Origin of the sequence: Vibrio sp. 10N.261.46.A3, assembly GCF_041472995.1 — a bacterium.
GTDB classification, from domain to species: Bacteria; Pseudomonadota; Gammaproteobacteria; order Enterobacterales; family Vibrionaceae; genus Vibrio; species Vibrio coralliirubri.
The window spans coordinates 112839-135618 of the sequence record NZ_JBFRRH010000035.1 but is presented as its reverse complement, the minus strand read 5'-3'; the positions used below and the strand labels follow the sequence as shown (position 1 = coordinate 135618).

Below are 22780 nucleotides of genomic sequence, written 5' to 3'. Positions count from 1 at the left end.
ATAGCTAATAGCACTTAGGTAGAACTCCTAAGGTTTTGCTTGCCAGCTGATCTTCTGCTGCTTAGCCAATACACCCGACAAGATGCACAGCACCCCGCCTAAACCTGCGTAACGTACAGCGGTTTGAGCTTGCTGCTCTACTTTTGGTTTCGCGTGGTAGGCAATGCCTAAACCTGCAGAGCCCATCATCACCAAGTCATTAGCTCCATCACCAACGGCAACGGTATTATGCAGTTCCAATTCGTACTCTTCAGCCAACTCTACCAAGATATCCGCTTTGGTCTGCGCCGAAACAACATCACCTAAGACTTCCCCCGTTAACTTACCATCGACGATCTCAAGCGTGTTTGACTGAGCGTGGTCAAGATCAAGGGTATCTTTCAGGTAGTCAGAGAAGTAAGTAAAACCACCTGATGCAATCGCTGTTTTCCAGCCAAGCTTATTTAGAGTATTCACCAGCCCGACCAAGTCTGGCATGAATGGCAAAGACTGACGCACTTGCTCTAATATCGACTCATCCGCACCTTTCAGTGCTCCTACTCGTTGGCGTAGGCTCTGTTCAAAGTCGAGCTCGCCTTGCATTGCTCTTTCTGTGATTTCAGAGACTAGCTCTCCCACTCCGGCTAGCTTGGCAATCTCATCGATGCATTCAATTTGAATCGCTGTGGAATCCATATCCATCACGATCAAACCTGGCTTAGATAAGTCTGGGACCTCGCTAAGGCAAGCATAATCAAGCTTTAGCGCTTGGAGGATTTCTTCGTGTGCTGGCGTTAGATTGCCTGACATCAAAGCCACTTCATAATGCCCAACCTTCCACGTATCGAGAATGGTGTTGTAAGTGCCAGTGAAAAAGTCGATGTCATCGAAAGATTGTGGAGATAAGTACTCACCAAACACAATCCAATTGGCCTTGGATTTAGCGAGTTGAGAAGCGAAACGAGTCTCGGGGAGTCGAGTTAATAATGTGGTATGCCTTTTTATCGGCAGATATTTCTGAGCGTCCATGTGTATGATTCCTAATTAACTATGCTAAACGTTAACCTATTGCAATTTGAAAACGCAAGTCTCAATATGTCTTAATCATAACATTTGTTTATTTCAGGCTTCGTGAAACATGAATGAATCATTGTTCTCAATACGTAACGCTTTACGAATGCTAGCCCTCATTTTGTTGGCTACCATGTTCGTTGTAACGATTAAAAATACGGTCGTGATCAGTAAAGGTAACGAGAAGATCCAAGCAAAACAGTTGGAAACTCTTACCAAGCTGCTTATCTCTCAGGCATCACTTTCAGCCAGCAAGATGATCACGCAACAAGACCAAGAGCGATTGCTTGATCTGACTAACCAGCTATCTCAAGACCGACTGGTGTTCGATACCACCATCTATGATGCAGAGGGGATTCGACTGGCTTCGAGTGAAAAAGCCCTCTCGGTACGTGAGGTTCTTGGCTTAGATACGCCACTTTCAACAGCAAGTATCGGCAGACAACAATTAGTTGAACCTATTTATTCACCAGAGAAGACGATCATCGGCTTTATTCGAGTGACTTTTGAAACCGGGAAGATGACGGCGATTTCTGATCACCACTACCGTAAAAGTGATCGCTACATGATCGGTATGGTGTTAATGGGGTTTGTGAGTGGCGTGTTGTTCATCATGCTGATTCGCAGAAGACCGACTAAGTCTGGTGAGAACTTACTGTTGAAGAATGTAAGCTCATAGACACACTAGGCTGACAATAAAGACACTAGACTGAGAATAAAGACACTAGACTGAGAATAAATATCGCAATCCAATAAAAAGCCCCGACGCTCAGGCAGCAACGGGGCTTTTTGTTATCGGTTAATTTATCAAGTTAAGACAAACCAATATTATTCTTGGTCACCAAGCAACACTGAATCTAGTGCGATAACCATCATGTCGTTGAAAGTCGTTTGACGTTCATCTGATGTCGTTTGCTCACCAGTCTTGATGTGGTCAGAAACAGTACAGATCGTTAGAGCTTTTGCGCCGTATTCAGCACATACACCATAGATGCCAGCTGCTTCCATCTCTACGCCAACAATGCCGTATTTGTCCATTACTTCGAACATCTCTGGATCTGGCGTGTAGAACAGCTCAGCCGAGAACAGGTTACCGACTTTTACGCCGACACCGAGAGCTTTGGCTGCATCTTCTGCCGCGCGCACCATTTTGTAATCCGCAATAGCCGCAAAGTCATGATCTTTAAAGCGAATACGGTTCACTTTAGAGTCAGTACATGCGCCCATGCCGATCACCACATCACGCACTTTAATATCTTCGCTCACTGCACCACAACTGCCCACACGAATGATCTTCTTCACACCAAAGTCTTTGATCAGCTCAGTCGCGTAAATAGAACAAGATGGAATACCCATACCGTGTCCCATTACCGAAACCTTACGACCTTTGTAAGTACCGGTGTAACCAAACATGTTGCGAACGTCGCACACTTGAACCACTTCTTCTAAGAAGGTTTCAGCGATGTATTTAGCACGTAGCGGGTCGCCTGGCATTAAAACTACGTCAGCGAAATCACCCATTTCAGCATTAATATGTGGAGTAGCCATTGAAAATATCCTTAATCTCAAAACAAAAAAAGAAGAGAGAGGTTTCCCTCTCTCTTCGTTAACTATTATAGAAAGCTTGTACCGTGTCCCATTGGCGATGTACCAAAGTATGACGCTAAGCTTTGACCGATATCAGCGAACGTATCGCGACGGCCTAAAGAACCGGCTGGAACCTTCTGACCGTAAACAATCACAGGGATGTGCTCACGAGTATGGTCTGTACCTGGCCATGTCGGATCACAACCGTGGTCAGCGGTTAGGATAAGTACATCGTCTTCTTTCATCATATCGATGATTTCATTGATGCGACCATCGAAGTACTCAAGTGCCGCAGCGTAACCAGCAACATCACGGCGGTGGCCGTAAGCTGAGTCGAAATCAACGAAGTTAGTGAACACGATAGTGTTGTCGCCTGCTTCATTGATCGCTTCTTTGGTTGCTTCAAATAGCGCAGGGATACCTGTTGCTTTGGTTTTCTGCGTGATGCCACAACCCGCGTAGATATCAGATATCTTGCCAATTGAGTGAACGTTACCGCCCTTCTCATCAACCAACTTCTGAAGAATGGTGGCTGCAGGTGGCTCAACAGAAAGGTCACGACGGTTACCAGTACGTTCGAATTGACCTTTACCTGGGCCAATGAACGGACGAGCGATAACACGACCAATGTTGTAATCTTCTAGCTCTTCACGAGCAATCTGACACAGGTCTAATAGGTTTTGCAGGCCGAATGTCTCTTCGTGACAAGCGATCTGGAAAACAGAGTCTGCAGAAGTGTAGAAGATAGGCAAGCCAGTCTTCATGTGCTCTTCACCTAGGTTATCTAGGATTTCCGTGCCAGATGAGTGGCAGTTACCTAAGAAACCAGACAGGCCTGCACGCTCAAGGATGCGGTCAGTCAGTTCTTTTGGAAAGCTGTTCTCTTTGTCGGTGAAGTAGCCCCAGTCAAACAGTACAGGAACACCTGCGATTTCCCAGTGACCTGATGGCGTGTCTTTACCAGAAGACAGCTCAGCAGCGTGACCGTAAGCGCCAATGATCTCAGCGTCTGCATCCATACCAGGAGCAAAACGACCTGTAGACTCTTTGTGAGCCATCGCTAGACCTAGCTTAGACAGGTTTGGCAGTGTCAGTGAACCTTTACGATCTGCATTGTCTGCAAGACCTTGGTCACAATGATCTGCGATGTGGCCCATTGTGTCAGAACCTACATCACCAAATTTGTCTGCATCCGCTGTTTCACCGATACCGAATGAATCTAAAACTAAAATAAATGCTCTTTTCATTTTCTTCACCAACTTATTGCTCTTTGCACCAGAACTCTGTTTATCGGTATACGCGAGGCATACCGATATCTGTTATTTACACGTCTTCAGAACGAATCTGACGGTAAACGTCTGGCGTTGCTGTATATTCTCCGCCCACAGTGATTGCATTTTGTAATGCTGTTGCAGCTTCTTGCCACTGTTGTTCGTTGCGAGCATGAATCATTGCTAATGGTTTATCTTCACTTGCCACTTCGCCAAGACGAATAAAGTGATCAAAACCGACTGCGTAATCAATGCTGTCAGTTGCTACGCGACGACCACCGCCCATACCAACCACAGCCATACCAATTGCACGAGTATCCATTGCTGATACCACACCGCTTTCTAGCGCGTACACTGGCTTAATAATGTCTGCTTTTTCTAGGTAGTTATCGTAGTTCGTTACGAAATCAACTGGACCACCAAGGCCCGCTACCATCTTACCGAAGCACTCTGCTGCTTTACCGTTATCCAGTACTGCCATCAGTTTGTCGCGCGCTTCGTCTGAATCTTTAGCTAGGTTACCCAGCACCAACATTTCAGCACACGATGCTAGCGTGATCTCTAACAAGCGTGGGTTACGGTATTCACCCGTTAGGAACTGAACCGCTTCACGAACTTCTACTGCGTTACCCGCAGAAGAAGCCAGTACTTGGTTCATGTCTGTTAGGATTGCTGTTGTTTTCGTACCCGCACCGTTTGCTACTGCAACGATAGATTTCGCTAGCTCTTCAGATGCTTCGTAAGTCGGCATGAATGCGCCTGAACCTACTTTTACATCCATCACTAGAGAATCAAGGCCAGCAGCCAGTTTCTTAGATAGGATTGAAGCCGTGATCAGCGAGATGTTATCGACTGTTGCTGTGATATCACGAGTTGCGTAAACACGCTTGTCAGCAGGAGCTAGATCGCCTGTTTGACCGATGATAGCCACGCCAGCATCTTTCGTTACTTCACCGAACACTTCGTTGGTTGGTGTAATGTTGTAACCCGGAATAGATTCTAGCTTGTCTAGCGTACCGCCAGTATGGCCTAAACCACGACCAGAGATCATTGGAACGAAACCACCACATGCTGCCACCATAGGGCCAAGCATCAGAGAAGTAACGTCACCAACACCACCAGTAGAGTGTTTATCAACGATTGGGCCATCAAAATTCATGTGGCTCCAGTCAATCACCATGCCTGAGTCACGCATTGCACACGTTAGTGCGATACGCTCTGGCATTGTCATTTCATTAAAGAAGATAGCCATTGCGAATGCTGCAATTTGGCCTTCAGAAACCGTGTTTTTAGCTACACCTTGAATGAAGAAGTTAATTTCTTCAGCTGTTAGGACTTCGCCATCACGTTTTCTGCGAATAATTTCTTGAGGTAGATACATTAGTTCCTCCCAAACTCTAGTGAGTATGGTTTGTAGGGAAAGAGGTAATGTGGAGTGACTTAACGCCACTCCATCAAACAGACTAAATCTTGTTACACCCGATTGGGATATTAGTATGCTGCTGGATCAGCAGTTTGGTCTGTCACTTCTAATGTATTAAGAAGGTTAGTTAGTAGGCTTGAAGCACCAAAACGGTAGTGCATGTTGTCTGCCCACTCAGCGCCTAGTAGCTCATCAGCCATTGCTAGGTATAGTGCTGCATCTTCAGCAGTACGTACGCCACCAGCAGGTTTGAAACCAACTGTTTTAGCAACGCCCATGTCACGAATAACTTCAAGCATCATGCGCGCGAACTCTGGAGTCGCGTTTACTGGCACTTTACCTGTTGAAGTTTTGATGAAGTCTGCACCTGCTTCGATACAGATTTGAGAAGCTTTCTTGATCAGTGCTTCTTCTTTCAGTTCACCTGTTTCGATGATCACTTTAAGCGTGATGTCACCACAAGCTGCTTTACACTGTTTAACTAGCTCAAAGCCAACTTCTTCGTTGCCAGCAATAAGAGCACGGTATGGGAATACTACGTCAACTTCGTCTGCGCCGTACGCTACCGCTGCTTTTGTTTCTGCAACAGCAATTTCGATGTCGTCATTACCATGAGGGAAGTTAGTTACAGTCGCAATGCGTACTTCTGGAGTACCTTGCTCACGCAACGCTTTCTTAGCTGCTGGGATAAAGCGAGGGTAAATACAGATTGCAGCGGTGTTGCCTACTGCAGTCTTCGCGTCATGACAAAGCGCCACTACTTTTTCAGTAGTATCGTCATCATTTAGCGTAGTTAGGTCCATAAGTTTAAGTGCACGTAGAGCTGCTGCTTTTAAATCGCTCATTTCTATCTCCGATCAATATATTCAAATAGTTAACTACTTCGCCCTCCATCCAGTATAGATGGATATTTTAGTAATGCTCAGTAGCCACAAATGAACGGACTTGGTTCCCTGAAGACTTGATAACTTTCGCTACCAATTGCAATCCTTGTCACCGCACAGTACCAGTTTGGTCTATGGCACAACAAATCAGTCATGTTGTGTCTAACATCTATAGCGTATCGCTAATTTTGGCTTAATCCCAGAAGAATAACGTTCGAGTTGATTTCGAGGTTACTTTCTTGCCAACAGAGACATCCTATCCCTTTAGCTTATACATTATAGGTATCCATCAATAAATTGTAGTGCTCCTTAGAACGCAAACGGTTTGTATCTCAAAAAAACATTCTAGACCCATTATCGACTTCAAGCTGATGCTTATGCTCATCTCAAAGAATCATTAGACCTAAAAAAAAAAAAGCCCCGCAGCAATTTCTTGCTACGGGGCGATATTATTATGGCGTCTATATATCTAAATCTACTTGATTAGAAAGATAGGAAGAAGCCAGCAATTGTTGCTGCCATCAGGTTAGATAGAGTACCAGCAATTACCGCTTTAACACCCATACGTGCGATGTCGTGGCGACGGCTTGGTGCAATACCACCTAGACCACCTAGAAGAATCGCAATTGAAGAAAGGTTTGCGAAACCACATAGTGCGAATGCGATGATAGCTTGAGTCTTCTCAGACATCACTTGACCAGTTGCTGCAACAACTTGAGCGTTTTCACCAACGTATGGTACGAAGTTTAGGTATGCAACGAATTCGTTAACAACTGTCTTCTGACCAATGAAAGAACCAGCGATAGTTGCTTCTTCCCATGGAACACCAATGATGAATGCTAGCGGTGCGAAGATCCAACCTAGAAGAAGTTCTAGAGTTAGGTTTTCCATACCGAACCAACCACCGATGCCACCTAGGATACCGTTGATTAGAGCAATTAGACCGATGAATGCTAGTAGCATTGCACCAACGTTTAGTGCTAGTTGTAGACCAACTGATGCGCCACCTGCTGCTGCGTCGATAACGTTAGCTGGTTTGTCATCGCCACCGTCCATTTCGTCAGCGATGTTGTCGTCTGGCGTATCTGTTTCAGGCTTAATGATTTTAGCGAATAGTAGACCACCAGGTGCTGCCATGAATGACGCTGCAACTAGGTACTCTAGAGGTACACCCATAGATGCGTAACCTGCTAGTACACCACCAGCTACAGAAGCCAAACCACCACACATTACTGCGAATAGTTCAGAGTTAGTCATTTTAGGAACAAATGGACGAACAACTAGAGGTGCTTCAGTTTGACCAACGAAGATGTTTGCTGCTGCAGACATAGACTCGGCGCGAGAAGTACCTAGAGCTTTCTGAAGACCACCACCAAGAACTTTGATTACAATTTGCATAACACCAATGTAGTAAAGTACAGAGATAAGTGCAGAGAAGAAAATCAGAGTTGGTAGTACTTGGAAAGCAAAGATGAAACCGATACCGTCAACTGAGAAGTTAACTAGGCTGCCGAATAGGAAACCAGTACCGTCTTTACCGTAGTCGATCACGTTTGCTACACCAGCAGAGAAACCTGCAAGTAGATCACGACCCCAAGGGATGTAAAGTACGAATGCACCAAGTGCGAATTGGATAGCGAAAGCGCCACCCACTGTTCTTAGATTAATAGCTTTGCGGTTGTCAGATAGTAGTACTGCGATTGCGATCAGTGCAACCATTCCGACTAGGCTCATAAACAGGCTCATAGTTTATGACTTCCTTATTAGTTATTTATTGGCGTGTTACAAAATGGGGCTATAAAGCGGAGGCAATTATACTCATGCGACCACTAATAAAGTAATGCCGTCCTCACACTTTCGTAGAAGATTCATGTACCATTCACACGCAAATGTGAGCTAAATCACAAGCTCAGTGCAATTTACGCAAACGATAAACAAAAACCTTCGATTTTATTCACATATACCGAATGCGCGATGGCTATTTTGCCAAATTTGCGCTGCAATCGATTGCTTTGGCTCTTTTCTAAGCAAAAAAAGTTCATTTAAGATCGTAACTAAATGTTTGGAATGATTAACATTTCCTTGGTTTCCATACATGGGCATGTCCGGAGCATCCGTTTCCAATACCAGACATTCAAGGGGCAATTTTGCGATGGTTGTGCGTGTTTTTTGCGCTCTTGGATAAGTTATCGTTCCACCGACGCCAATATAGAAACCGAGCCTGATCCACGCCAAAGCTTGCTGTTCACTCCCAGAAAAACCGTGAATCACACCACCTAAGGTGAACTTATGCTGCTTTATTAGCTCGATAAGTCGGTTGTAAGACTTCCTCTCATGGATGATTAAAGGCAACTCAAACGCCTTGGCAAGTTCCATTTGTTGGATGAAAAAGCGCTCTTGCTTCTCTCGTTCAACGCCCACAAAAAAGTCGAGCCCGCACTCACCTATCGCGACACATTGGCTGTTTTTTGAAGAGAGTAATTGGCTAAGTTCCGAAAATTGTTCGTCATTGGCCTGCTCTAAAAAGTAAGGATGGAAGCCTAATGCATAGTAAACATTGGAGTGAGATTGAGCGATTTCATCAAGCCTCCTCCAGTTACTTTGACCAATAGAAGGGATGATTAACTTCTCGACTTGCGCTTGTTTCGCTTCTTTAAGATAGCCATCAATAGTTTGTTCAGGTGTAAAACCTTGCTCAAACGCTTCAAAATCCGCATGGCAATGAGTATCAAACAGCGGAAAGTCACTTATTTGCTGCGTCATCTTCCCTGCTCTCCGTTTGTTTCCCTTGAGGATCACGACGATAAGCAACACAACTGCGCTTGTTCTCAGGCGTTAAGCCAAACTCTTCACACCACTTATCGTATTTCCTAACCCAAGCTTTTATCCAACCCAACATAACTGCTTCTAACCTCAGCCTTTAAACCTCAAATAAAACGCATTAAAAAACGCCTATTGCAGAACAATAGACGTTTTTGTTTAACTCGAATAGATCGCGGAGAAATTAGTGCTCGCGCGTCGCTCGGAATTGAACTTCAGGGAAACGTTCAGAAGCTAGGTTCAAGTTCACCATAGTTGGTGCGATGTAAGACAGGTTGTCACCGCCATCTAGCGCTAGGTTAGATTGGTTCTTACGTTTGAATTCTTCTAGTTTCTTAGCGTCATCACATTCAACCCAACGAGCTGTTGCAACGTTAACACCTTCGTAGATAGCTTCTACGTTGTATTCCGCTTTCAAGCGCGCTACAACCACGTCGAACTGAAGTACACCAACCGCACCAACGATCAGGTCGTTGTTCTGCATAGGACGGAATACTTGTACTGCGCCCTCTTCTGAAAGCTGAACTAAGCCTTTTAGAAGTTGCTTCTGCTTAAGTGGATCGCGTAGACGGATACGACGGAATAGCTCAGGTGCGAAGTTAGGAATACCAGCGAACTTCAAGCTTTCGCCTTGAGTAAAGGTATCACCAATCTGGATAGTGCCGTGGTTATGTAAACCGATAATATCACCCGCGTATGCTTTTTCAGCACGAGCACGGTCACCCGCCATGAAGGTTACCGCATCAGAGATGCTTACACTCTTACCAGTACGAACATGGTTCATCTTCATACCTTGGTTGTAAGTACCCGAAACGATACGCATGAATGCGATACGGTCACGGTGTTTAGGGTCCATGTTTGCTTGGATCTTAAAGACGAAACCAGAAAACTTCTCTTCTGTCGCTTCAACATCACGCTCGTTCGCTTGACGCGTTTGAGGTGCTGGAGCCCATTTCGTTAGACCATCAAGCATATGGTCAACACCAAAGTTACCTAATGCAGTACCGAAGTAAACCGGCGTTAGTTCACCCGCAAGGAACAGTTCATGATCAAACTCAGGACAAGCACCGATAACAAGCTCTAGCTCTTCACGTACGCTTTCCGCAAGATCAGCACCTACTGCTTCATCTAGCTCTGGGTTATCTAGACCTTTGATGATGCGAACTTCTTGGATCTCATGACCGTGGCCAGATTCGTACAAGATCGTTTCATCACGGTGAATGTGGTAAACACCTTTAAACTCTTTACCACAACCAATTGGCCATGAAATTGGAGCACAAGCCATACCTAGCTCGCTCTCTACTTCATCAAGCACTTCCATTGGGTCACGAACGTCACGGTCAAGTTTGTTCATAAACGTTACGATTGGCGTATCACGCAGACGTGTTACTTCCATTAGTTTACGAGTACGATCCTCGACACCTTTCGCAGCATCGATAACCATCAAACAAGAGTCAACCGCTGTTAGCGTACGGTACGTATCTTCCGAGAAATCTTCGTGTCCTGGAGTATCTAGTAGGTTTACTAGGCAATCATTGTATGGGAATTGCATTACCGACGTAGTTACCGAGATACCACGTTCTTTTTCCATCTCCATCCAGTCAGATTTAGCGTGCTGGTTAGAGCCACGGCCTTTTACGGTACCCGCTTTTTGAATCGCGTTTCCGAATAAAAGAACTTTTTCAGTAATCGTGGTTTTACCCGCATCCGGGTGAGAGATAATCGCAAACGTTCTACGTTTGCTCACTTCTTGTTGGAAAGACATAGTCGCCCTTTGCTGATCTAAAGCGTAAAAAGGGCAAGTAGATAATACTTGCCCTTGAATTCTGTGTGCGGATTATACAGAAAGCGTGTCACTTTCTAAAGGGTCAGTTTACACCCTATTTTTCGCGTACTCTCTGCTTAGCTAAAAGACAGAAAAAGATAGCTCATAATGATGGCGTCTTCGTTGCCTTGCTTGGTTGGATAATAATTACGACGGCGATCAACTTCATTGAAACCGGCCTTTTCGTAAAGATTAAACGCATTCACATTACTTTCGCGAACTTCTAGCCAAGCACTTTCCGCGTCAGCTTGCTCACACATATCAAGGAAGTGTTCCGTTAACGCTTTCCCATACCCTTTGCCTTGCTGGCTTGGGTCTACCGCAATATTAAGCAGCGTGACTTCACCAACGATGTTTTGCGCGAAGAAGTATCCAACCACTTGCCCATCGACTTCAAGCACATGATGACAAGCACCTCGACTCTCAAGATCTCGGATCATATTTTCAGACCATGGATGAGAATGCGCGGCCTGTTCTATCTGCCAAATGGCGTCTAGGTGTTGTTGTGAAGTCGGTAAAAATTGATTAGTCATAAGCACAAATTTGTTGCCATAAGTCGCGGCGGTGTTGGTTGTTACCGTTAATGTCAGACAGTAATGGCGATTGAAGTGTTTTAGCCTTCAGCTCTTGAGGCGACTCGCAACCAGCAAACCATACCCACTCAACCGAACCTAAATCCACAGTAGACAAGTGTTGTGGCTGAAGGTGTAAAGCCTGAGATAAGTCGAGCTTGATACTTTTAAGTACTCGCTCAAACATCACGGCGAGATCTTCCTGAGGTTTTTCAGGCGAAACCAACAGTAACTTGCAATCGTTCGAGAGCGGAGTCAATTCAGATTCATAACCCGCTAAACGCTCTGGATGACTTAGCTCCCATTGGCTAATGCCCATCTCTTGTAGGTATTGCGCGTGTGTTTGTGACATATCTAGCGGTAGTAACCTTAAGTTGATTAGAGCCGAAGCTTATTAGAACTGGGCTGATACTAACAAAAAATAAAGGAGCATCAAGCTCCTTTATTTAGACTAAATCAGTTTGTATCTTATTGCGTGATAAATCAGCTTATAAGTCGTTGAACTCTGGGCTGTAAGCAATCTCACCAGCATGTCCAGCAAACGCACCGTCTACCAATTCAATCGCTTGGAAAGCGCCTTCAGGCACATCCCAAACACAACTCAGGCCAAACTCGCTCGCTGCCTTGAAACCAAAGCGGCTGTAATAAGCAGGGTCACCCAACACAACGCAAGCTGGGTAACCAAAATCAACCAAAGTGGAAAACGCATCTTCAACTAGAGATTTGGCAATGCCTTGGTTGCGGAACTCTTCTTTCACAGCGAGAGGCGCAAGCCCTTGCCAGTTATGATCGTCGCCATCAAGAGTGATAGGGCTAAACATCAGGTGACCAACCACTTCGCCTTCATCAGAACAAGCCACCAGCGATAGCGTTAAATGGCTATTCTCACGCAAGCTCATAACCAAGTTAGCTTCTGCATCTGTTTCAAAAACAGATTTCAATAAACGATCAATGACAAGTATATCTGCCGGTGCTTCAGTTCGAATAAGCATTCATTACCTCACTTTGTGTATCTGGGGATTGTACTCCCTTCTGCACAAAATCAGCTAATTGATTTAACAAAGTTTTCATAGGAGTCGGCAATAAGTCCAAATCTACGCTATCCATCAAGTTTTTGACTTCTAAACCGAGCTCGGTATCGCCTTCAATAGACAGTCTACGTTGGAAGAAAAGCGTATCTGGATCTTCTTTACGCCCCGCAATCAACACAAGATCGTTAAGGTTGCCGCTAAAGCTAACATCTTCAGCCTCCTCTTTATCAGCTACAACCAGTTGCTCATTTTTGTAGCTAATACACCAACTTAACCCCATGTCTTTTATTGAGACTTTCAACCATTTGTCTTCTAAAAACTCAAAGTCACCGTCCTCTAAAGCTTCCTTAAAGACGTTCTTAAGCGCCTCCAATAAGGCTCTTTTTTGTACTGTTTTAGGCAATAACTGGACTGGAGATCGCAAAATTGATGCGGCATTTTGAACTAGTTGAGTGCGAATCTTGTTTATCACGTGACTTATCCGTAACTTTGTCAATAATATGGAATGCATCATAGATGATGTTGAGATCTCAGTTACTGTTATGTATCAAATTAACTTCTGTTTGATACTCGACCTTTAATATCCTGAAAATCACAGTTATAGTAACTCAGGTAATGAGAATTACAGCGGATCGCTGCACTCACAGGTAAATATCGATAGCCACACAAAAAGTAATAAATATTTATCGATAGTGAATATTCAAGCTCTTGGAGAATTGGTAGTACTTTGATGCCTCCCCAGCAACTACAACATTGGTTTACCCAGCTAACTGCAAATAGTCCGTTCTTTTTTGCAGTACTTGATGCTCAACATAACTATTTTATGGTTAATGAGCGTTACTGCGATATTGCTGGCTTGAGTCAAACAGAGCTTGCAGGCATGAATGACCGCCAAACATTGGGCGAACAGTTCTACCAACATCTTAAGCCTTACTATGAGCGTGCATTCAGTGGCGAAACGATTGAGGCCGAAGTCACCCTCAACGAAACTGACCTCGATACCAGCCTTCATTTCAGCCTATCTCCACTTACCAATGGCAACAAAACCGACTACATCGTCTTTCACGCCTTCGACACATCAGAAAACCAAGTACTTGTCCGTTCTTTAGAAGAATCCGAAGCCAAATTCCACAAACTATCTCAACTACTCCCTGACGGATTACTGCTCGTTGAAAGTGACTACATCTTGTCATCTAACCCAGCGGCAGCGCGCTTGCTTGGCTTTAACTCAACCACAGAGTTAATTGGCGAAGAGTTGGGGCGCCTATTTATCGATGAACAAACCAAAACAGTCTTTAATAATAACCTCAGCTCTATTATTTCTGAGTCTGGTTTGGTTTGCTTAACAGGTGCCCGATGCGGCTTTGAACGTAAGGTTCAGCTCAACATCGACTCCACCACCGTTCTTGGAAGCAACACTCAGCTGGTGCTTATTCAAGACGCACAAGAAACCGCAAAACAATACACACCGGCAAACAGTGAAGATGCCTACATAGATGCACTGACCAAACTCTACAACCGAGTTGGGTTTACTAAGCGTCTTGAGCAGTTCATTCACAACGATACGCCGGTGGTGATGCTCTACTTAGATATTGATAACTTTAAGAATATCAATGACTCACTTGGTCATCACATCGGTGACAAGGTGATAAAAGAGGTCGCTTCTCGCCTTAAACGCCTACTGCCTCGTAAGGCAGTGATTGGGCATTTAGGCGGGGATGAGTTTGGTATTATCCTGCCAGAACCTGAACATCAACGAACACCTGAAATGCTCGCTGAAAAGATCATATCTCTGATCAATCAACCCTTCGATCTTCACCACTTTAGTAAGCGCTTAGCCTGCTCGATTGGTAGCGTGAGCTTTCCTCAAGATGGTACTGATGCTCGTATCTTGCTGCAAAATGCAGACACAGCAATGTATGAAGCGAAAGATCGTGGGCGCAACCGTCTGATCAAGTTCAACGAACAGATGAACAAAGAAGCGCGCATGCGACTGTGGCTTGAGATAGAGCTCCAAAAAGCACTGCAACAAAATGGACTTGAGGTTTGGTATCAACCGAAAGTGAATGCCCGTGATTTCACCATCAACGGCGCTGAAGCTCTGGTACGTTGGAAGCACCCTGTCGAAGGGTATATTAGTCCTGCCGCATTTATCCCTGTGGCAGAACGAGCTGGCCTTATTGAACAACTTGGCCGAGTGGTAATGCGTGAAGTATTTGCTACGGTTAAGCGCTGGAAGATGCAAGGTATCCTTCCAGGTCGTGTCGCGATCAACCTATCTCCAGAACAGTTTGGTAATCCAAAGCTGATTGATTACATGGAAAAATTGCTGCGTTCGACCGAGCTTGATCCAAGTGCGATTACGTTCGAGCTAACGGAAAGCGCGGTAATGAGTGATAGTGAACACACACTTCAAATGCTTAACGCCATCAAGAAACTCGGCTTTGCTCTCTCCATTGATGATTTCGGTACTGGTTACTCTTCACTGTCTTACCTTGCTCGCTTCCCAATTGATGAGCTTAAGATTGACCGTGCTTTCATCTCTGATATCGATACCCTACCAAAGCAAATTACCGTAATTGAAAACATCATCAACCTAGGTAAATCTCTCGATTTGACCGTGGTTGCTGAAGGTGTCGAAACCAGTGAGCAAGCGACTCTGTTATCGAACCTCAACTGTAGTTCGATTCAAGGTTTCCACTTCTATCGCCCGCAACCGAAACAAGATGTCGAAGAGTTGTTTGCCCAAAACCGCCGTCATAAGAACTAGCTAACCAATTCAAGTACCTCATATTTAAACCAAGCCAACATCTAAAACGGTCACTCGTCAGTACCTCAAACGGAGTAAAAGCAGATTTATCCATCTAAACCTGCCTTACATCAATTCCGTCATTCACAATTCTTCATAAAATGCTCGCTTCAACTTAATTCTACTGGTAGTGAGCAAATGGAACTCTTATGCCCAGCGGGTAACTTACCTGCTTTGAAAACCGCTATTGATTGTGGTGCGGATGCTGTCTATATCGGATTCAAAGACGATACCAATGCCCGACACTTTGCAGGCCTAAACTTTGCGGGTAAAAAGCTCGATCGTGCTGTGCAGTATGTGCATGACCACAACAAGAAAATTCATGTTGCCCTAAATACGTTTGCTCACCCAAATGGCTTCGACCGTTGGACCAATGCCGTAGACAACGCCGCAGCTCTGGGTGTTGATGCGCTGATCATCGCAGACATCGCGGTGCTTGAGTACGCAGCAAATAAGTATCCAGATCTAGAGCTGCACCTATCAGTGCAAGCATCTGCGACCAATGCGGCGGCTATCGACTTCTACCATAAAAACTTCAACGTTAAGCGTGTCGTACTGCCGCGTGTGTTGTCGATTCATCAGGTCAAACAGCTTTCTCGTAACATCACTTCTGACGTTGACCTTGAAGTATTCGCTTTTGGTAGCTTGTGTATCATGGCAGAAGGCCGTTGCTACCTCTCTTCATACATGACAGGCGAATCACCAAATACTGTTGGTGCTTGTTCTCCGGCAAAATACGTTCGCTGGCAAGAAACAGAAACTGGCCTCGAATCTCGCTTGAACGAAATCCTTATTGATAAGTACGAAGCAGGTGAAAACGCAGGTTACCCAACGCTGTGTAAAGGCCGCTTTGAAGCCGAGATCGATGGTGAACGTAAGCGCTATCACGCACTTGAAGAACCAACCAGCCTCAACACGCTATCCATGCTGCCTGAGCTTTTCGCGGCAAACGTTGCCTCAGTGAAGATTGAAGGTCGCCAACGTAGCCCTGCTTATGTTGAACAAGTCACTCGCACTTGGCGCGCAGCTATCGATCGCTACTTAGCGAACCCAGAACAATACCAAGTGGAACAAGCTTGGAATGCGACACTGGCGAATGTATCTGAAGGTACACAAACCACGCTTGGCGCTTATCACCGTAAATGGCAATAGAGCCAAATGGAGAACTCAATGAAATACGCATTAGGCCCTCTACTTTATTTTTGGCCAAAACAAGACGTTGAAAGCTTCTATGAGCAAGCGAAATCAAGCTCTGCCGATATCATCTACCTAGGTGAAGCGGTGTGTTCAAAGCGTCGTGAGATGAAAGCAAAGCACTGGATGGACATTGCTAAAGAACTGTCTGCTTCAGGTAAGCAAGTCGTACTTTCCACCATGGCATTGCTAGAAGCACCAAGCGAAGTCAACATCATGAAGAAGTACATCGATAACGGTGACTTTGCTATCGAAGCCAATGATGTGTCTGCCATTCAACTGGCTAGTGAAAGCAAAGTACCTTTCGTAGTTGGCCCTGCAGTGAACACCTACAACGCACGCACGCTGAACCTGTTCTTGAAACAAGGCATGACGCGTTGGTGTATGCCGGTTGAGCTTTCTCGCGAATGGCTAAGCAACGTAATGACCCAGTGTGAAGAACTGAACATCCGTAATAAGTTCGAAGTAGAAGTGTTTAGCCACGGCTACCTGCCGCTTGCTTACTCAGCACGCTGCTTTACCGCTCGCGCAGAAAACAAAGCTAAAGACGATTGCGAAACCTGCTGTATCAAGTACCCAACAGGGCTACAAGTAGAAAGCCAAGAAGGGCAATCAGTTTTCAACCTTAATGGTATCCAGACGCAATCAGGCTACTGCTACAACCTAGTCAATGATTTGCCAAACATGCACGACCTGGTTGATGTGGTTCGTTTGAGCCCACTCGGTATCGATACCTTCTCTGAAATCAATAACTTCAGAGCAAACGAGCAGGGTCAAAAACCGATGAAGATTGAAAGCCGCCAATGTAATGGTTACTGGCATCAGCTTGCAGGTTTAGACGTTAAGAACATCTAGTTCCTCGCATTGAACTAACCAGTAACAGGTACAAAAAAGGTCTAGCATTCGCTAGACCTTTTTAATTCGACTTAAGAAACACGACCTATGCCGTCGCTGTTTCCATCGGTGAGGCATCGAGCTTCTTTAAGTCTTTGTAGAGCATTACCATCACCACCACACTTAGCGCGATGTTAGACAGTGGGTACGCAATCCAGATCCCCGGCACACCATACAACTTAGGCATAATGTACAAGAACGGCAGTTGGATAAGCATGTTACCTATCGTCACAAACATCGCCTTGCTGCCCTTGTTCACTGCTTGATAGTAAGCACCCGCTACTACCAAGAAGCCATCCAGCGCCAGTGCAAACATGTGAAGTCGAATACCCAGCACGGTGTACTCAACTAGCTGAGGTTCGTCTGAGTTAAATACTGACACAAACTCACGTGGGAATGCGTTCAGAAGCAGCACGAACGCCACACCAATCAATACCGAACTCATCATCGCTATCTTAAGTAACTTACGGATGTTCGCTTGGTTACGCGCACCATGGTTGTAGCTCACCAATGGCTGCATGCCGTTGGCGATACCTTCCGCAGTGAGGTAATAAACTGTCACGATGTAGCCCAAAATAGCGTAAGCGCCAATCATCAACTGGTCGCCATATTGAGAGAACAACGCATTGTGCAGCGCCACCATCATCGAACCATAAGCGTACATAAAGAAGCTTGATGTACCAATCGCAAAGATTTGTGGGATCACATTGAGCTTCAATCTCAACTCATTCCAACGTAAACGTAGGTTTGCTCGACGTGAGAAGAAGTAAGCCAAGCCAAGACCCGTTACCACAAACTGGGCAATCGCTGTTGCTAATGCTGCGCCCATCAACTCCCAGCCATACAGCGCGATAAACAGGTAATCGAGTACGATGTTAATTACCGCACCAACGATCATCAGTATCGTCGCTAGATTAGGGCTGTCATCGTTACGCAGTAGAAACGGCATCGCGATCGAACCTAACGTGAAGACACTAGCACCAATCAGAATGTGTAAGTACTGCAGACCAAGCTCATACACTCGCCCTTCAGCGCCCTGCCAAAGCAAGAAGTTATCAGCAAACAAGAACAGCAATGCAGAAACAATAGGCGTTATCGCTAACAACAAGGTTAAGCCCGTTGCTAAGATCTGTTTAGCGCCTTGAGTATCTTTTTCACCTTGGCGAATCGAGACAAGCGCACCTGTACCCACACCCACCAACATACCAATACCGAGAATCGAACCAATCACAGGCCACGCAACATTGATACCTGCAAGTCCATCAGCCCCCACATAGCGGCCAATGAAGATGCCATCCACAACTTGGTACAGGCCATTAACCAACATGGCCGCCACGGTAGGGATTGTGTATCGCCAAAACTGGCGACTAATTGAGTTACTCATTTCTTACTCTACTTTCATTTGTGAGTCGTATATCAACAAGATATGACTCGAAAAATTAGTTAACAAGGCTAACTAAATATCTAAATTAGTTACTTCAAAGCTTTATTTAATAATAGGTTTAGCTGCTGAGATTCTTGCTCAGACAAACGACTTTCCAGTATCTGTGCCATAACCTGATAGATCTTACTTTCTTCTTCCAAGCCGACTTCAGCTTTACTGGTCAGTACGACCAACTTAGACCTCGCATCTTCGAGCGAAGCTTTACGCTCCACAAGCCCCTTTCTCTCTAGCCTTTGAACCATAGTGGTTGCTGAAGGTTTGGTTACTTGCATTTCAATCGCCAGATCAGTCAATCGGATCGGTTCAGGAGAGGCTTGGATGACCTTCAAATAGTCGTACTCATTGAAGCTCAATTGGCAAATAGGATCTTCATTTACCTGAGTGCGCCATATCTTAGAGGCGAAGCGCTCAATCTTTTCTAAATTCTGGTTCAGCATACTCACCTAATCAAAGAATAGCATTTAGTTAGCAAGGCTAACTATTTTAATGTTGTTTAAATAAAAAGCAATCAAAACGAGATGAAGATCATAAAAAAGGCGCATAAAAAAACCGCTGACAGGCAGCGGCTTTTCGGAATCAAAATGTGTTGCTTACTTAGCGTTAGCTTCTTCTTCGGCCTCAGCCAGCTTAACTTGCGCTAAGTGCTCAGCTTTAAGCGTGGTGAAGATACGGCTTAACTCTAAGAAAGAGTAACGATGTTCTACGTATTCATACACGTTAAAAGAAACCGCTAACTTGTACAAAGAGATAGCATTCGCGTAGTCACCATTCATATGGTAACGCTTAGCAAGGTAGAAGTACGTCTCTGTTAGACGCTGCGCAAGTAGCGTGTTGTCACGAGTACCGGTTAAGATCGCCTTGAAAGCCTGCTCTTCAGTAATGTCATCAAGCATAATCGCGACTAATACCCAGCCCCACTGCTCATCACGGCTCTCGTAACGTTTTTGTAAATCAAGCTTAGCTTGCTCTGGCGTCAGCTCATGCTGAATGATGTACAACCAAAGAGCACGAAACGGATCGCTAGGATCATCGGCGTAGTGCTTCATCATCTCTTCATTGGCTAAGTCGTAACGCTCGCCATAGTAAAGCGCGATAGAGCGGTTTCTTTCTGCGTAAGAGTTTGCAGGATCAAGCTCTAACGTAGAATCAAAAGATTCATAAGCCGCATCAAACTCCCCTACCTGCGTAAAGTAAACACCCAAAAGATTGAAAATATCAGGTTGAGCAGGGTTCAATGAAAGAGATTGGTTGAAGTCGAGACGTGCGAGATCACGCAGGCCAACACTGTCATAGTAGTTACCACGTTCAAACAGCATCTTAGCTCGAACTTCATCGTTCAAATCTGGGCGCTGTAATAACTGACTAAGACGTGCAATTTGAACTTCTTGCTGAACGCTTGGTTGCAGTGGCACAGCCATCGGTGAATAAACCCAACGTGAGGTGTTATCTGATGTTGTCGCACAACCTGTTAGTACAAGCAGTAAACACATACTCGCGGTTTGAAACCATTTCACAAATAATTACTCCTGTTATGACCGCAATAAAAAAGGGGAGCGATATGCTCCCCTTTATAACATGCTTTGTTGACGATAGGTTAGAAATCACTAAAAAGCGATATCACCATCGACACACTGAGAATTACTCAGCAGCAGGTGCTTCGCCTTCAGCTGGCGTTTCAACTGCTTCTTTCATGCTTAGACGTACACGGCCTTGACGGTCAATTTCAAGAACCTTAACAGGAACTTCTTGACCTTCAGTTAGGTAGTCAGACACTTTCTCAACGCGCTTGTCAGCGATTTGAGAGATGTGTACTAGACCATCTTTACCTGGAAGGATAGTAACGAATGCACCGAAGTCAGCTAGACGAGCAACTTTACCTTGGTAAATGCGGCCAACTTCAACTTCAGCTGTGATCTCTTCGATACGACGGATAGCTTCTTTAGCAGCTGCGCCTTCAGTAGCAGCAATCTTGATTGTGCCATCGTCTTCGATTTCGATTGTAGTACCCGTTTCTTCACAAAGAGCACGGATAACTGCGCCGCCTTTACCGATAACATCTTTGATCTTATCAGAGCTGATTTTCATTGTGTGGATACGTGGAGCGAATTCAGAGATATCTTCACGAGCACCAGAGATAGCTTCATCCATTACAGAAAGGATGTGCTTACGTGCACCTTGCGCTTGGTTAAGTGCAATTTGCATGATCTCTTTAGTGATACCTTCGATCTTGATGTCCATTTGAAGTGCAGTGATACCAGCGTTAGTACCTGCTACTTTAAAGTCCATGTCACCTAGGTGATCTTCGTCGCCAAGGATGTCAGAAAGAACAACGAAATCGTCGCCTTCTTTAACAAGACCCATTGCGATACCCGCAACAGAAGCTTTGATTGGAACACCAGCATCCATAAGAGCTAGAGATGTACCACATACAGAAGCCATTGAAGAAGAACCGTTAGATTCTGTGATTTCCGATACAACACGAACTGTGTATGGGAATTCTTCAACAGAAGGCATTACTGCTTGGATACCACGTTTAGCAAGCTTACCGTGACCAATTTCACGACGCTTAGGAGAACCAACGAAACCAGTTTCACCTACACAGTATGGAGGGAAGTTGTAGTGTAGAAGGAAGTTGTCTTTCTTCTCACCCATTAGGCTGTCGATGATTTGAGCATCACGTTGTGTGCCAAGCGTTGCAGTAACAAGTGCTTGAGTTTCACCACGAGTGAATAGAGAAGAACCGTGTGTACGTGGAAGAACACCAGTACGTACGTCTAGCGCACGAACCATGTCTTTTTCACGGCCATCGATACGTGGGTTGCCAGCGATGATGCGGCTACGTACTACGTTTTTCTCTAGAGAACCAAGCATGCCGCGGATTTCGCGCTCATCTAGGTTTTCGTCTTGTGCAATTAGAGCTTCAACAACGTCGTTCTTGATTGCGCCAACTTGCTCGTAACGAGCCATTTTCTCAGTGATCTGGTACGCGTCAGATAGACGAGTTTCAGCAAGTTCAGCAACTTGAGCTTTAAGCTCAGTGTTAACTGCTGGCGCTTCCCAGTTCCAAGATGGAGTTGCAACTTCAGCAGCAAACTCGTTGATTGCTTTGATTACAACTTGTTGTTGGTCGTGACCGTAAACAACAGCTGAAAGCATTTCTTCTTCAGATAGGTTATCTGCTTCAGATTCAACCATAAGTACTGCGCCTTCTGTACCAGACACAACTAGGTCTAGTTTAGAGTTTTCAAGCTCAGTATTTGATGGGTTAAGAACAAGTTCGCCGTCGATGTGACCAACACGTGCAGCACCGATAGGACCATTGAATGGAGCACCAGAGATAGCAAGCGCAGCAGACGTTGCGATCATAGTGATCATGTCTGGGTTTACGTCAGGGTTGATAGAAACAACCGTAGCGATAACTTGAACTTCGTTTTTAAACGCACTTGGGAAAAGTGGACGAATTGGACGGTCAATCAGACGAGCTGTTAGTGTTTCGCCTTCAGATGGACGACCTTCACGCTTGAAGAAACCACCAGGGATTTTACCCGCAGCGTATGTACGCTCTTGGTAGTTTACTGTTAGTGGGAAGAAGTCTTGACCTGCAACTGCTTCTTTCTTAGCAACAACAGAAACGAATACTGATGTATCGTCCATAGTCGCCATTACAGCAGCAGTAGCTTGACGTGCAATTACGCCCGTTTCTAGAGTAACGGTGTGGTTACCGTACTGGAACGATTTTACAACTGGTTTTTCAAACATTGTATATCCTTAGCTCTAAAGTCAGACTTTAGATTAAGTGAATAATGACTCAAGACATTACCAATCGCGACTAGTGAAAAGGGACTTAGGATGGTGACTCTTTGTATGTGTTCATACGCCGAATTAAGACCAAATCCGCCTTTGAATAGTCGCGACCTATTGGCCGACATCTGTGACTGTAATCTCTTGAGAGGTTGATTGCCAAACGCTGAAAACG

General features: G+C 45.0%; 21 protein-coding genes. 4 read left to right on the top strand and 17 right to left on the bottom strand.

All coding sequences use genetic code 11. The features are described 5' to 3' along the window. Positions 1 to 27 precede the first annotated feature (27 nt). A complete protein-coding gene (serB, locus tag AB4484_RS10185; RefSeq protein WP_048615575.1) occupies positions 28 to 1008 on the bottom strand; it encodes a phosphoserine phosphatase in 981 nt (326 codons plus the stop codon). A gap of 109 nt (positions 1009 to 1117) precedes the next feature. Here serB and AB4484_RS10180 point away from each other — a divergent pair, with 109 nt between their 5' ends. Continuing rightward, complete coding sequence (locus tag AB4484_RS10180; RefSeq protein ID WP_076655999.1) at positions 1118 to 1729, top strand: YtjB family periplasmic protein; 612 nt, start codon at positions 1118 to 1120, stop codon at positions 1727 to 1729. 149 nt (positions 1730 to 1878) lie between these two features. On the opposite strand, the gene deoD is transcribed toward AB4484_RS10180, so the two are convergent. The 12 genes from deoD to AB4484_RS10120 form a co-directional block, all read right to left on the bottom strand. Then, the gene (gene deoD / locus AB4484_RS10175) at positions 1879 to 2598 is read right to left on the bottom strand and encodes a purine-nucleoside phosphorylase (RefSeq protein ID WP_017063285.1); all 720 of its coding nucleotides are present in this window, start codon (positions 2596 to 2598) and stop codon (positions 1879 to 1881) included. A gap of 65 nt (positions 2599 to 2663) precedes the next feature. After that, positions 2664 to 3884, bottom strand: a complete 1221-nt coding sequence (locus AB4484_RS10170; RefSeq protein ID WP_017068223.1) for a phosphopentomutase — start codon at positions 3882 to 3884, stop codon at positions 2664 to 2666. A gap of 76 nt (positions 3885 to 3960) precedes the next feature. Next, positions 3961 to 5289, bottom strand: coding sequence for a thymidine phosphorylase (gene deoA / locus AB4484_RS10165; RefSeq protein ID WP_372077887.1), 1329 nt, complete (start codon positions 5287 to 5289; stop codon positions 3961 to 3963). A 110-nt stretch (positions 5290 to 5399) separates the two neighbouring features. Then, a complete protein-coding gene (gene deoC / locus AB4484_RS10160) occupies positions 5400 to 6176 on the bottom strand; it encodes a deoxyribose-phosphate aldolase (protein ID WP_048605645.1) in 777 nt (258 codons plus the stop codon). Positions 6177 to 6698: 522 nt separating this feature from the next. Next, positions 6699 to 7961 (bottom strand): NupC/NupG family nucleoside CNT transporter, encoded by a 1263-nt coding sequence (locus tag AB4484_RS10155; protein WP_017058833.1) that lies wholly within the window; start codon positions 7959 to 7961, stop codon positions 6699 to 6701. Between the two features lie 204 nt (positions 7962 to 8165). Continuing rightward, entirely contained in the window at positions 8166 to 8978 is an 813-nt protein-coding gene (locus AB4484_RS10150; protein WP_372077885.1) for a TatD family hydrolase, read from the bottom strand. Next, entirely contained in the window at positions 8959 to 9114 is a 156-nt protein-coding gene (locus tag AB4484_RS10145; RefSeq protein WP_372077883.1) for a DUF5363 family protein, read from the bottom strand. Before AB4484_RS10145 ends, AB4484_RS10150 begins: the two co-directional genes overlap by 20 nt. Before the next feature lie 105 nt (positions 9115 to 9219). Beyond that, positions 9220 to 10800 carry a peptide chain release factor 3 gene (gene prfC / locus AB4484_RS10140; RefSeq protein ID WP_017059244.1) on the bottom strand — a complete coding sequence of 527 codons (1581 nt, stop codon included), beginning with the start codon at positions 10798 to 10800 and terminating at the stop codon, positions 9220 to 9222. Between the two features lie 137 nt (positions 10801 to 10937). Then, positions 10938 to 11393 carry a ribosomal protein S18-alanine N-acetyltransferase gene (gene rimI / locus AB4484_RS10135; RefSeq protein WP_372077881.1) on the bottom strand — a complete coding sequence of 152 codons (456 nt, stop codon included), beginning with the start codon at positions 11391 to 11393 and terminating at the stop codon, positions 10938 to 10940. After that, a complete protein-coding gene (locus AB4484_RS10130) occupies positions 11386 to 11784 on the bottom strand; it encodes a DNA polymerase III subunit psi (RefSeq protein WP_050633587.1) in 399 nt (132 codons plus the stop codon). Before AB4484_RS10130 ends, rimI begins: the two co-directional genes overlap by 8 nt. 136 nt (positions 11785 to 11920) lie before the next feature. Beyond that, positions 11921 to 12424, bottom strand: a complete 504-nt coding sequence (locus tag AB4484_RS10125) for a GNAT family N-acetyltransferase (protein WP_050633588.1) — start codon at positions 12422 to 12424, stop codon at positions 11921 to 11923. Continuing rightward, positions 12408 to 12977 carry an SCP2 domain-containing protein gene (locus tag AB4484_RS10120; protein WP_372077877.1) on the bottom strand — a complete coding sequence of 190 codons (570 nt, stop codon included), beginning with the start codon at positions 12975 to 12977 and terminating at the stop codon, positions 12408 to 12410. The genes AB4484_RS10125 and AB4484_RS10120 overlap by 17 nt, the downstream gene beginning before the upstream one ends. Before the next feature lie 216 nt (positions 12978 to 13193). Here AB4484_RS10120 and AB4484_RS10115 point away from each other — a divergent pair, with 216 nt between their 5' ends. From AB4484_RS10115 to AB4484_RS10105, 3 genes are all read left to right on the top strand, one after another. Beyond that, on the top strand, positions 13194 to 15233 hold the full coding sequence (locus tag AB4484_RS10115) for a bifunctional diguanylate cyclase/phosphodiesterase (protein WP_017068226.1): 2040 nt from the start codon (positions 13194 to 13196) through the stop codon (positions 15231 to 15233). 177 nt (positions 15234 to 15410) lie between these two features. Beyond that, positions 15411 to 16424 (top strand): peptidase U32 family protein, encoded by a 1014-nt coding sequence (locus tag AB4484_RS10110; RefSeq protein WP_017068227.1) that lies wholly within the window; start codon positions 15411 to 15413, stop codon positions 16422 to 16424. Between the two features lie 18 nt (positions 16425 to 16442). Further along, positions 16443 to 17321, top strand: coding sequence for a U32 family peptidase (locus AB4484_RS10105; protein ID WP_017059237.1), 879 nt, complete (start codon positions 16443 to 16445; stop codon positions 17319 to 17321). An 85-nt stretch (positions 17322 to 17406) separates the two neighbouring features. Here the strand turns inward: AB4484_RS10105 and AB4484_RS10100 are convergent, their stop codons facing one another. The 4 genes from AB4484_RS10100 to pnp all read right to left on the bottom strand — a co-directional run bounded on the left by AB4484_RS10100 (position 17407) and on the right by pnp (position 22563). Next, positions 17407 to 18744 carry an MATE family efflux transporter gene (locus AB4484_RS10100; RefSeq protein WP_372077874.1) on the bottom strand — a complete coding sequence of 446 codons (1338 nt, stop codon included), beginning with the start codon at positions 18742 to 18744 and terminating at the stop codon, positions 17407 to 17409. An 89-nt stretch (positions 18745 to 18833) separates the two neighbouring features. Beyond that, entirely contained in the window at positions 18834 to 19241 is a 408-nt protein-coding gene (locus AB4484_RS10095; RefSeq protein WP_017056675.1) for a MarR family winged helix-turn-helix transcriptional regulator, read from the bottom strand. A 153-nt stretch (positions 19242 to 19394) separates the two neighbouring features. After that, complete coding sequence (nlpI, locus tag AB4484_RS10090) at positions 19395 to 20318, bottom strand: lipoprotein NlpI (RefSeq protein ID WP_372077871.1); 924 nt, start codon at positions 20316 to 20318, stop codon at positions 19395 to 19397. A gap of 124 nt (positions 20319 to 20442) precedes the next feature. After that, positions 20443 to 22563 (bottom strand): polyribonucleotide nucleotidyltransferase, encoded by a 2121-nt coding sequence (gene pnp, locus AB4484_RS10085; RefSeq protein ID WP_019819855.1) that lies wholly within the window; start codon positions 22561 to 22563, stop codon positions 20443 to 20445. Positions 22564 to 22780: the final 217 nt, after the last annotated feature.